General features: G+C 41.5%; 9 protein-coding genes. 4 read left to right on the plus strand and 5 right to left on the minus strand.

Annotation, left to right across the window (positions count from 1 at the left end; translation table 11 throughout):
- Positions 1-264: 264 nt before the first annotated feature.
- Positions 265-1,110 (minus strand): LysR family transcriptional regulator, encoded by an 846-nt coding sequence (locus L1266_RS18915; protein WP_054551321.1) that lies wholly within the window; start codon positions 1,108-1,110, stop codon positions 265-267.
- 124 nt (positions 1,111-1,234) lie between these two features.
- On the opposite strand from L1266_RS18915, the gene L1266_RS18920 reads away from it, so the two are divergent.
- The 4 genes from L1266_RS18920 (at position 1,235) to gcvP (ending at position 6,629) form a co-directional block, all read left to right on the plus strand.
- Positions 1,235-1,834, plus strand: coding sequence for a hypothetical protein (locus L1266_RS18920; RefSeq protein WP_235378125.1), 600 nt, complete (start codon positions 1,235-1,237; stop codon positions 1,832-1,834).
- 180 nt (positions 1,835-2,014) lie between these two features.
- Complete coding sequence (gcvT, locus tag L1266_RS18925) at positions 2,015-3,097, plus strand: glycine cleavage system aminomethyltransferase GcvT (RefSeq protein WP_054560755.1); 1,083 nt, start codon at positions 2,015-2,017, stop codon at positions 3,095-3,097.
- Between the two features lie 51 nt (positions 3,098-3,148).
- Positions 3,149-3,538, plus strand: coding sequence for a glycine cleavage system protein GcvH (gene gcvH, locus L1266_RS18930; RefSeq protein ID WP_054551324.1), 390 nt, complete (start codon positions 3,149-3,151; stop codon positions 3,536-3,538).
- 199 nt (positions 3,539-3,737) lie between these two features.
- A complete protein-coding gene (gcvP, locus tag L1266_RS18935; protein WP_235378126.1) occupies positions 3,738-6,629 on the plus strand; it encodes an aminomethyl-transferring glycine dehydrogenase in 2,892 nt (963 codons plus the stop codon).
- A gap of 191 nt (positions 6,630-6,820) precedes the next feature.
- On the opposite strand, the gene L1266_RS18940 is transcribed toward gcvP, so the two are convergent.
- From L1266_RS18940 to L1266_RS18955, 4 genes are read right to left on the minus strand one after another with little or no spacing between them, the layout of a single operon-like run.
- Positions 6,821-7,735 (minus strand): hypothetical protein, encoded by a 915-nt coding sequence (locus tag L1266_RS18940; RefSeq protein WP_235378127.1) that lies wholly within the window; start codon positions 7,733-7,735, stop codon positions 6,821-6,823.
- A gap of 47 nt (positions 7,736-7,782) precedes the next feature.
- Positions 7,783-10,686 carry a type I restriction endonuclease subunit R gene (locus tag L1266_RS18945; protein ID WP_235378128.1) on the minus strand — a complete coding sequence of 968 codons (2,904 nt, stop codon included), beginning with the start codon at positions 10,684-10,686 and terminating at the stop codon, positions 7,783-7,785.
- A gap of 42 nt (positions 10,687-10,728) precedes the next feature.
- On the minus strand, positions 10,729-11,445 hold the full coding sequence (locus L1266_RS18950; protein WP_235378129.1) for a type I restriction endonuclease: 717 nt from the start codon (positions 11,443-11,445) through the stop codon (positions 10,729-10,731).
- Between the two features lie 9 nt (positions 11,446-11,454).
- Entirely contained in the window at positions 11,455-12,054 is a 600-nt protein-coding gene (locus L1266_RS18955) for a hypothetical protein (protein ID WP_235378130.1), read from the minus strand.

A 12,054-nucleotide genomic window follows, 5' to 3' on the forward strand; every position in this document is an offset into this window, starting at 1 on the left:
TAAGAAGAAGAAATTTATAACATCAGTTACTGGAAAAAGCAGGAGTATTGAATTATTGATTGGAAAAGATCAGTTACCTGAATTTAAGTAAGGGCAACTGATCAAAATATATGTGAAAGGGTACTAGCACCTAGCACCTAGCACTGTAGGCGTGAAATTTATTTCGCGCGATGATCTATTTAAAACGTGTCATGTAAGCAGAACGACTACATATTTTATTTACTACGCGATATAAAATCGCGGCTACAATCTTGCAACTCGCACCTACGTCAAACGTAGGGCGATGAACTCAGCGAGTTTATCTACGGCGGTGCCGGGGTCGTCGGTGCGTTTAATTAAGCTAATACCGATTTGACCAAGCTCAGGGAGGTCTTTGGTTTGTATTTGGTAGTTAAGCTCATTCGGTACGGTGCTTTTTGCGAGTACCGTAATGCCTAAGCCTTCTTTTAACGCCGCAGTTAGGCCAGTTAAGTCGGCATTACTGTAGGCAATGCGGTATTTAATACCCGCACTTTGTAGCGCCTCGATTGCGCGGCGGCGATAAATACATCCCTCGGGGGCGGTTACAAGCGTTACCACATCGTTCTGTGCAAGGTTTAAATCGCCCACCCATACTAGTTGGTCTTGCATAAAAATAGGGAACTTGGCAGATTCTAGCTCTTCGTTTAATGCCAGTACTAAATCGAATTGATCTTGGCGCGAGACCGACAATAAATGCTTACTCAAACGAGAACGCACTTCGAGCGATACGTCAGGGTAGAGGGCCACAAAGTCACCTATGATCGAAGGTAGAATACGTGCAGCAAATTCACTGGGGATCCCCAAACGCACTTTACCGGTCACGTTTTCGCTGGTGAACTGCTGCAAAATGGCATCGTTTTGTTGCAGCATTTGCTTTGCTAATGGCATGAGCAGTTCGCCATATTGATTAAGCACTTGGCGCTGACCTTGCTTTTTAAACAGCTTATGGCCCAGCATGTCTTCAAGGCGCTTTATTTGTAAGCTCACAGCCGGTTGCGATAGCCCTAATAATTCACCCGCTTTGGCAAACCCGCCAACTTCAACAACAGTGACTAAAGTACGTAAACTATCGGTAGAAATGTTTTTCATTAAAAAATTCTATTTATAGGGCTGTATATATAAGCATTATTTATCAATTGATAAATAATTACAATTTGTTGTTGCTAGCACGGCGCAATATACTTCAGCCATTAATGATTGATAGGTGTCACATATGACTTTTACGCCAATAATGTTTGCTCGCCACAGCCAAGCTGAGACCCCAGTAGACAACGTGCTACAAGCTAATAGCGATACTGCCATTATGGATTTTAGTGGCACTGAAGCAATCCCATTTTTAACGGCTATTTTAGGTCTTGATATTAATAAGCTAACCGCCTGCGGTTTAGGCTTACGTAGTTCATTAGACGATGACCTAACAAGCAGCTACGCTTATGCCCTGTATTACTTTAACGAAACTGCATTTCGTTTTGTGCTAGGTAAAGATGCCAGCGTGCAATTACAGTCGCTTATTAGTGAGCAACAACTACGTTACGACATTGATTATGTAATGCGTGACGATTTAAGCGCACTAACCCTAAGTGGTGAGCAAGCGTTTGATGCTTTGGTTGACAGCTTTAAGCTAACGCCGGGGCTGCGTTTATCAGACATGCACAGTTGTTATGGTGCACAAAGCGGTGAGGTATTTATTACCGCCATAGATAACCAAGCAACACAGCAATTTCAGCTGGTGGCGCGCCAAGCAGAGCTTGATAAATGGCAAACGCACTTACAGCAGCTCGGCTTTGATTTAGCCTTAGCCAACGTTGCTTAAAACATAAAATTTTTAAAACAGCTACGCACTTGGGTGTTTAGCTGTTTTTTAGTTACAAAATCGCAATTTGGGTGTGACAACTGTGCAACTAATGTATAATCGCCGCCCATGTTATTCCCCCTCATTAAATTGAGGCCACGCCCCACAACTTGTGGGTTAATTTAAAAGTGAAGGAATATTATGACTTCTAAAACAGTTTTACATGCTAAGCACCTTGAAGCTGGCGCAAAAATGGTTGATTTCCACGGCTGGGAAATGCCAATCAACTACGGCTCACAAATCGAAGAGCATAATGCGGTTCGCACAGATGCAGGTATGTTTGACGTATCTCACATGACTATTGTCGATATTCAAGGCGAGCAAGCGCAAGCGTTCTTACGTAAGCTAGTTGCAAACGACGTTGCTAAGTTAACTGTACCGGGTAAAGCACTTTACACAGGTATGCTTAACGAAGAAGGCGGCGTAATCGACGACCTAATCATCTACTTCTTCTCAGAAACGAACTACCGTTTAGTAGTTAACTCAGCAACACGTGAAAAAGATTTAGCGCATTTAGCTAAAGTTTCGGCTGATTTCGCCGTAACGGTTACTGAGCGTCCAGAGTTTGCAATGATTGCCGTTCAAGGCCCTAATGCACGTGCTAAAACAGCAACAGTACTTAACGCAGAGCAACAAGCTGCTGTTGAAGGTATGAAGCCTTTCTTTGGTGTGCAAGCAGGTGATTTATTTATTGCGACAACAGGCTATACTGGCGAAGATGGTTATGAAATCGTAGTACCTAACGATCAAGCTGCTGATTTATGGCAACAACTTCTAGACGCAGGCGTAGCGCCAGCGGGTCTAGGTGCGCGTGATACGTTACGTCTTGAAGCGGGTATGAACCTTTACGGCCTAGATATGGACGAAAGTGTTTCTCCACTTGCTGCAAACATGGCGTGGACAATCGCATGGGAGCCAGAAGATCGTAAGTTTATCGGTCGTGAAGTATTAGAACAGCAACGCGCTGACAAGAGCACAGACAAACTAGTTGGTTTAGTGCTTGAAGAAAAAGGCGTATTGCGTAGCGGTTTAAAAGTCATCGTAGAAGGTGGTGAAGGGGTGATTACCTCTGGTACATTCTCACCAACCCTTGGTCACAGTGTTGCGCTAGCACGCGTTCCGCGTTCAACTGGCGAAACAGCCCAAGTAGAGATGCGTAAAAAACTGGTTAACGTTAAGGTTGTTAAACCTTGCTTTGTACGTAACGGCAAATCAGTTATCTAAACTATAAAAAATTTGGTGTTATCACCCAATATAAACCAAAGGAACAAAAAGATGAGCAATATCCCAAGCGAATTAAAATATGCTACTTCACACGAGTGGGTTCGCGACGAAGGTGACGGTACGTTTACTGTAGGTATCACTGAGCACGCACAAGAACTTCTTGGCGACATGGTATTCGTTGAATTACCAGAAGTTGGTGATGAAGTTGACGCGGGTGAAGACTGCGCAGTAGCTGAGTCTGTAAAAGCAGCATCAGACATCTACGCACCAATCGGCGGTGAAATCGTTGCAATCAACGAAGAGCTTGAAGATTCGCCTGAAACAGTAAATAACGACCCGTACACTGACGGTTGGTTATTCCGTATCAAAGCATCTGACACATCAGAGCTTGATAACCTGTTAGACGCTGAAGGCTACGCTAACACAATCGACGAAGACTAATTAATTAGTCACGCCGACTAAAAGCCCCGTCTAGATCCCCAGCTAATTAAATGCGCTGCTTGGGTTTCACAGGGGCTTTTATGATTTTATAGCTTACTTTTCCATACGCTGTAAGTTACTGAATCAACCTGTTTTTAAGTTATTGCCAGTTACCCATTGGCAGTAACCACTTTTTTTTGGATCATAGGAATCTGGACAAATGTCAAACGCCAAATCTCTTGAACAATTAGAGCAAAAGCAAGATTTTATTCGCCGTCACATTGGGCCAAGCCCAGCGCAAGTAAGCGACATGCTAAGCGCTCTTGGAGTATCGAGTGTTGAAGAGCTGATCGGTCAAACGGTACCTGCAAGCATTCGCTTAGAGCAAGGTTTATCAATTGGCGAAAGCCGCACTGAAGTTGAAACACTAAGCTACTTAAAATCAGTAGCAAGCAAAAATAAAGTGTTCAAATCATACATCGGTCAAGGCTACCACCCAACTCACGTACCACACGTAATTTTACGTAACGTACTTGAGAATCCAGGCTGGTACACTGCGTATACACCATACCAACCAGAGATTGCACAAGGTCGTTTAGAATCATTATTAAACTTCCAGACTATGACCCTAGACCTAACAGGTCTTGACCTAGCAAGCGCGTCATTACTTGACGAGTCAACGGCTGCGGCAGAAGCAATGGGCCTTGCAAAGCGTGTTGCTAAAGCTAAAAAAGCAAACATCTTCTTTATTGCTGATGACGTACACACACAAACAATCGACGTTGTTGCTACACGTGCAGACCAGTTTGGTTTTGAAGTAGTAGTTGGTCCTGCAAGCGAAGCGGCTAATCATGAGATTTTTGGTGCATTATTCCAATACCCATCAACAACCGGTGAAATCACTGACGTAACTGACCTAATCGCACAAGTACAAGACAAAAAAGCGATTGCCTGTGTTGCTGCAGACATCATGAGCTTATTAATGCTTAAAGCACCAGGTAAACTAGGTGCAGACGTAGTACTTGGTTCAGCACAGCGTTTTGGTGTACCTATGGGTTACGGTGGTCCACACGCTGCATTCTTCGCAACACGCGACAAGTATAAGCGTTCACTACCAGGTCGTATTATCGGTGTTTCTAAAGACCGTTTAGGTAACGACGCACTACGTATGGCAATGCAAACACGTGAACAACATATTCGTCGTGAAAAAGCCAACTCAAACATCTGTACAGCGCAAGTATTACTAGCGAACATGGCAGCGTTCTACGCGGTTTACCACGGTCCACAGGGCCTTAAAACTATCGCTGAGCGTATCCACCGTTTTGCAGATATCTTAGCGGCAGGCTTAAAAGCGAAAGGTGTAAACCTTAAGCACGACACATGGTTCGATACACTGACTGTTGTTGCAGATAACAAAGACGAAATCGTTGCACGTGCAGTAGCACACGGCGTTAACTTTGCGTCTAACCGCGCAGGTGAATACTCAATTTCTGTATCAGAAACAACAACGCGTGCAGACGTAGCTGAGTTATTCGACATCATCTTAGGTGAAGATCACGGCCTAAGCGTTGATGCATTAGCAAACGAAATCGAAGTAAATGGCAGCAACTCAATTCCTGCAAGCCTAGTACGCGATGACGAAATTTTAACGCACCCTAACTTCAACTCGTACCACAGCGAGACTGAAATGTTGCGTTACATCAAGCGCCTAGAGAACAAAGACTTAGCGCTTAACCACTCAATGATCTCATTAGGTTCATGTACGATGAAACTTAATGCGACAGCTGAGATGATCCCAATCACTTGGCCTGAGTTTGCAAACTTACACCCATTCTGCCCACTTGATCAGGCAGCGGGTTACCAAATCATGATGACTGAGTTACATGATTGGTTAGTAAACATCACAGGTTACGATGCAGTTTCACTACAACCTAACTCAGGTGCACAAGGTGAATACGCAGGCTTAATCGCGATTCGTAAATACCATGAGTCACGCGGTGAAGGTCACCGTAACGTATGTTTGATCCCAAGTTCAGCGCACGGTACAAACCCAGCGTCTGCACAAATGGCAAGCATGAAAATCGTGGTTGTTGACTGTGATAAAAACGGTAACGTTGATATGGCAGACCTTAAAGCGAAAGCCGAAGAGGTATCTGAAAACCTATCTTGTATCATGATCACTTACCCATCTACACACGGTGTTTACGAAGAAACAATTCGTGAAATCTGTGACATCGTGCACCAGCACGGCGGTCAAGTGTACATGGACGGCGCAAACATGAACGCGCAAGTTGGAGTTACAAGCCCAGGTTCAATCGGTTCTGACGTATCGCACCTTAACCTACACAAAACATTCTGTATTCCACACGGTGGTGGTGGTCCAGGTGTTGGCCCTATCGGTGTTAAATCTCACCTAGCGCCATTTATGCCTAACCACAGCGTAATTAATGTTGCTGGCACAAACATCGGTAACGGTGCGGTTTCTGCTGCTCCTTACGGCTCAGCAGCTATTTTACCAATCTCGTGGGCATACATTGCTATGATGGGCTCTGAAGGCTTAAAACAAGCAACAGAAATGGCTATCGTGAACGCTAACTACTTATCTGAGAAGCTAAGCGAGCACTACCCAATTTTATACCGTGGCCGTAACAACCGCGTTGCGCACGAGTGTATTGTTGACCTACGCCCAATCAAAGAGCAAACAGGCGTAACAGAAATGGACGTAGCTAAACGTCTACAAGACTACGGCTTCCATTCACCAACTATGTCATTCCCAGTAGCTGGCACACTAATGATTGAGCCAACTGAGTCTGAGTCTAAAGTTGAGATCGACCGTTTCATCGAAGCAATGGTGTCAATCAAGTCAGAAATCGACCGTATCGCATCTGGCGAATGGTCAATTGAAAACAACCCGCTAGTGTTTGCACCGCACACACAAGCAGACGTACTAGGCAATGAGTGGGATCGTGCATACGACCGTTTCTACGCAGCATTCCCAGTACCAAGCGTAGCAAAAGACAAATTCTGGCCTACAGTAACCCGTATCGATGACGTATACGGCGACCGTAACCTAGTTTGTTCATGCCCAGCGGTTGAGACATACCGTGACTAAGGTTTGATTGTCGAGCTCGAATAAAGAATGCAACTATCGGAATTAAGTTTGCAACTCAAATAAAGTTTGCAACCGATAGTTGGATTTTGAGGTAAGTAAAATAAAAAAGCGAAGCAGAGATGGTTCGCTTTTTTTAACTGTTTGGAGCTTACGAGCCCAACGTTCAACATTATAATTTCTTCAGTTGTTCGTTACTCTTTGACAGTAGCAAAAGTCACCATATTGCCATCAATTGTTTTAATTGCGACTGGAAGCCCTATCTCATAGGTAGAATCGTTTCTAACAGACTGAACTACATAGTCTGTAATGTCTTCTTTCAATGTATTACCGGTATTAATCGCATTTTGAGCGACCGCATTAGCTTGAGCCCCGTAGGTATTAACCATCCCCAAAACACCAATATCGTTTGCTTGAATTAGCTCTTTTTGGCAGAAGGCTTCAATTCCACCTTCCAATAAATTTCTAGTTCTAAATGAGTATTTGTAAAGATGATCCACCCTTTGTACAGGGCAAGTAAGACCAAGCATAATTTCCGTTCGCATTGCATCTAAAGCTTGTTGGTCTATTACATGTTTCATTTTGGATTCAAGTGCTTTATTTATGGAATGCTCTACAACATCTGAAACAAACTCGGCAGTTAGCAAGTTTTGATAGTCTCGCTCAGGGATAAAGATATCGTCATCATAAACGCTGGATCTTCCATTTGATATCAAGTTATTTGCGTCACAGTTTTTTCTAACAATACATTTAAATTCATTACCAGATTCATAATCAATTCTCAATTTCCCCAAATGCCCAGTAATGTTATTGATAATGTGCTGAGCTGTAAGGGTGCTTCCTGCAAATGCAATTAAACATTTATATGTGGTGAATACTTTAATGTAGTCGTGAAAGTTTTCACCGATAAAGTGCGGTTCCCAAACATGAATCGGAACTTCCACAATTTTCCTAAATTCAGATACCAGAGGTTTTCTTCCAGTGGCAGTTACAGTACTAATAATACTGTCAGCAACCATAAAAATTCCGGAACGTCTATCAGGAATAAATGTATTTTTTTTGCCCCATGTGAATTTATTTTGTTTATAACCAGCTACTACTAGTGTCATTACGATCCTTATAACAATTTCAAATTGGATTCGACTCTCTTACGAAGTCATTTACCTCTATTCTTTAACTCATCTTGAAAATTGAATTCAGTAATTACTAGTGAAGGAGGAGTATCCCCTAAATTTTCTTCTTCGATTTCTGCGTCTAGCATTTTTCGGCTTAGTCTTTCTTTCATTGCTTTATAAGGCTTCTGTAAAAGTGAAATTGCACCAGCTATCGTCAAACCTTTTTCAGCCACACCGATAGCAGTCGAGCCAATGTCTAAAGCCACTTTACCAACTTCCAAAGCTGGCTGATAAAGGCTTATTGCGATTTCAAAAATAGAGCTACCTTCGCTGACAGAACTTAGCGACCAAATGAGAGAAGAATCCCCATTAGATTCCTCAATATCGCTAAAATCAGTATCATCGAAGCATGATTTAAGTTCGCTTGTTAACTCAAAATATGCTTCTAAATGCTTTGGTGTTGATACGCCAATTTCTTTCAATTCTTGGTAATTGCCAAGAACACTTAATCCCACAACATCATCAATATATGGGATATCAGTTGTTATAGTGATTGACGCCAACTTTGTTACATTGTGCAGTGACATTATCTGATGCGTACGATAGAGACTTTTATTCCCAAACTGAAGAGGTAATGGCTCTTTTGATTCGGACTTACTTGATTTCAAATAATTATAAACTTTGTGGAGGAGGTGTTCAGAGGCTAGCCCCCTGAATTCAGCGTCTCCCATTAGTTTATTAAAAATTTCTTCATTGCCATCCATTCGTTCTATAACAAGGCTGCTAAAAGCCTTATTAAATACGTACCTGAAGTCATCTATATTGTTTGCTTGCGCAGCAAGCTGTAATTTTTCACTTTCTACAGCTTCTTGCTGAATCTGGTCGAAAAACAATTGATCAGCTTGAGTGAAATCAGTTCCAAAACGATCATTAAGCAAATCAACAAGTTCAGACAAACGAATCATATCTTCGCCTTGTTGACCTGTTCCTACATCTGAAGGGCCTTTAAGGGGCTTAGCTTCGCCAGTATTGAGGTTTATTTGACCTTCGCTAATTTTTTGTAATCGGTAGTACTGTAATTCAACATCATCTTCAACGTGATAATCTGGACCGCTTGCTTTTCTGGGAAGTTTAGTTAAAAGAAAGCGGGCGTATGTATATAACTGCTCTAAGTCTGAGTCTTGGTAAGGAATAACCTGTGACATAAAGGCATACATGTTACGAAAATCAACTAGTAACCCTTTAAACTCAGATTGCTCATCCTCATCTAATTCTTTAAAGCGCTCAACGGCTTTATCAAGAATATTGTTGAATTTCGCATGATCTGTTTTCGTTTCTTGCCTTCTTGGCTGGAAGTAAACAGCACAGAATTGAGCTACTTCTTCTTGAAAAATAATACCAGTCTCATTAATTTGATCTTGAAGACGATACAGGTGTTGAGGGTCGGTCAATTCTTCAGCTTTTACCTCTTCATAGAAGTCTTTAAACGCTCTGAAAATATCTTCCCTTTTATTTTGGAAATCTAATACAAAAGTGTCTTCTTTGCCTGCACACATTCTATTTAGGCGAGAAAGAGTTTGAACAGCTTGTATACCTGACAACTTCTTGTCCACATACATTGTGTGAAGCAAAGGTTGATCAAAGCCAGTTTGATATTTTTCCGCTACTAACAGCAATTGATAGTCGTCGGTATCAAATTGCTCTGGCAGTTCGCTTTCTTTAATACCCCCATTTAAACCTACTTCAGTATACTCTTTGCCTGGAACTTTTGGATCACTAACTGTGCCCGAAAAAGCGACTAATGACTTTACATCGTCATATCCTTTTTCTTGAATATATTGGTCAAACATTTTCTTGTATTCGACGGCTTGTAAACGAGAACTTGTTACGACCATTGCTTTTGCTCTGCCACCAATTTTATGCCTTACATGCTGTCTGAAGTGTTCAACCATCACTTCAGTTTTTTGGTATAAGTTGGTCGGGTGACTATTTAAGTTTCTGGCCAGTGCTTTGGCTGCTTTTTTTCTCTCTACATGAGGGTCGTTTTCGGACGATTTAGCGATACCGAAATATGCTGTATATGTCGTGTAATTTTTAAGAACATCGAGGATGAACTTCTCCTCTATTGCTTGCCTCATTGAATACTTGTGGAAGGGTACTTCTCCAGTAACTGGGCTAGGTTCATTAAAGACATGTTTTGTTTTGTATTTCGGAGTTGCAGTGAAAGCAAAGAAACTAATGTTAGGCTGTTTGCCGCGTTTCATCATCTCTCGACAAACGTCTTCAAAGTTGTCGATATCCTCGTCATCTACATCATGCTCTACCGCGTATATAGCCGCTTCTTGTGCAATACCGTCTTTATTTAAAACACCTTTTAGTTCCATAGCTGTTTCGCCAGTCTGTGAGCTATGAGCTTCATCAACAATTACGGCAAAATTTTTACCAGCAGTACTAAATTGTAACGCCCCATCTAGCTGGTTTTCTTCATTCAGCTTTTCAATTGTTTCTGTAACAAAAGGGAATTTCTGTAAAGTTGTTATGATTATCGGTGTTCCATTAACCAATGCATTTACAAGCTGGCGTGTATCTTCATCTATTTTCTCAACAACACCTTGTTTATGTTCAAATTGATATATGGTGTTTTGTAACTGCTGATCTAAAACTCGTCTATCAGTAACCACAATAACCGAATCAAAAATTCTATTCTCTTCTTCGTTATGTAAACTACTTAAACGGTGTGCTAACCAAGCAATTGAATTAGATTTACCTGAACCTGCCGAGTGTTCAACTAGGTAGTTATGGCCTGGCCCAACTTGGTAAGCATGTTTTATTAAGCTCCTAACCGCATCCAATTGGTGGTAACGGGGGAAAATCATGGTTTCTTTAGTGACTTTCTTAATGCCTTTATCGGTGAGAACTCGCTTTTCCTCAACTTGAAGATGCATAAAGCGACCAAGAATATCTAATATGCTGTCTTTGCTAAGTGTTTACTCCCACAGGTAAGATGTCTTATAAGAATCATTTTGGCTCTCAGGATTACCAGCTCCGTGGTTACAGCCTTTATTAAAGGGTAAAAAGAACGTTTTATCACCATTAAGCCTTGTTGCCATAAAAACAAGCTGGGTATCAACAGCGAAGTGGACCAAGGTGCGTTTTTTAAATTCGAAAATTAGCTCTTTAGGATCACGATCATGCTTGTATTGTCGCTTAGCGTGTTCAACGTCCTGCCCTGAAAGCTCGTTTTTAAGCTCCATAGTGACAATTGGCACACCGTTGAGGAATAGAACGACATCCAATGAGTTTCTGTGTAAGTTAGAGTAATAAAGCTGGCGTGTAACACTTAAAATATTGTTTTTGTATAAAGCCCAAGTTTCTTCATTTTTGTTGTTATTTGGCGCAAAAAACGCCATTTTAATTTTCTTGCCGTAACACTTAAAACCATGTCGAAGAACTTTTAGCGTACCTCGGGTATTTAACTCTTTGGCCAGTGTATCGACGATTAAATTAGGTGTACCTTCACCATGTATTTTTTCTAGCGCAGACCATACCTTTGGTTGTGTAGTTTGAACAAAGCGAACAACTCGTTGTGGTTCAAGTGATTTTTCAGTATCAAACTCATTGCTAATGCCTTGTTCGTAGAAATGTTTTTCTAGTAGGCAGGCTTCTATTGCGTCTTCAAATCGAGCTTCCGTATGTTTTTTCATCGTACTTCCTTACCCAACTAGCACAGGGCATTGATTGTCTAATTCTTCTAATTTCATACCATTCAATTCATCGTAGTGGTAATGGCGAATACTATGATCTCTAATAATATAACCTTCATCATCAACAAAACGACTGGGATCATCCATTGTTGAAAATACAAACTTTTTCAGATGAAGGCGCTTCTTTTCATTAGTATATAAACTGATAATTGCCTGAACGGCTTTGCACCAAGATTCTGTCGCTGAAAGCTGGTCAACCAAGCTTTCAGGTAAAGAAGCCGATTTAAACTCAATACAATACACCGACAATTTATTGCGATAAAGCTGGAAAATAACAAAGTCACATCGTTTAGACCAAGGCCTAGCATCGTCCTCTAAAAAGTGGAATAGGGGATCTGTATTGCCTTTTTGATTTTTCAAATCCAGTTTGAGCGCAAGTATTTCACCGCTAAATGCCAAACGCACTTTTTGCTTACGTTCTGCACCACCTGCAAGGAAGATTTTTTCTTCTAAAACAACACGGCCACCGTCTCGTTTAGTTATTTCATAGGCATTGGTGTTTAAGTAGGCCTTCAATCCCCTGAAATATTTATTTGCATCCACTGCCAT

The sequence above is a fragment of the Pseudoalteromonas sp. Cn5-37 genome (assembly GCF_021532495.1).
In the GTDB taxonomy this organism is placed as follows: Bacteria; Pseudomonadota; Gammaproteobacteria; order Enterobacterales; family Alteromonadaceae; genus Pseudoalteromonas; species Pseudoalteromonas simplex.

Excerpts from the sequence above, each read along its gene's own strand:
- L1266_RS18915 (WP_054551321.1), bottom strand. The coding sequence starts at position 1,110 with ATGAAAAACATTTCTACCGATAGTTTACGTACTTTAGTCACTGTTGTT.
- L1266_RS18920 (WP_235378125.1), top strand. The coding sequence starts at position 1,235 with ATGACTTTTACGCCAATAATGTTTGCTCGCCACAGCCAAGCTGAGACC.
- gcvT (WP_054560755.1), top strand. The coding sequence starts at position 2,015 with ATGACTTCTAAAACAGTTTTACATGCTAAGCACCTTGAAGCTGGCGCA.
- gcvH (WP_054551324.1), top strand. The coding sequence starts at position 3,149 with ATGAGCAATATCCCAAGCGAATTAAAATATGCTACTTCACACGAGTGG.
- gcvP (WP_235378126.1), top strand. The coding sequence starts at position 3,738 with ATGTCAAACGCCAAATCTCTTGAACAATTAGAGCAAAAGCAAGATTTT.
- L1266_RS18940 (WP_235378127.1), bottom strand. The coding sequence starts at position 7,735 with ATGACACTAGTAGTAGCTGGTTATAAACAAAATAAATTCACATGGGGC.
- L1266_RS18945 (WP_235378128.1), bottom strand. The coding sequence starts at position 10,686 with ATGCATCTTCAAGTTGAGGAAAAGCGAGTTCTCACCGATAAAGGCATT.
- L1266_RS18950 (WP_235378129.1), bottom strand. The coding sequence starts at position 11,445 with ATGAAAAAACATACGGAAGCTCGATTTGAAGACGCAATAGAAGCCTGC.
- L1266_RS18955 (WP_235378130.1), bottom strand. The coding sequence starts at position 12,054 with ATGGCAGTGGATGCAAATAAATATTTCAGGGGATTGAAGGCCTACTTA.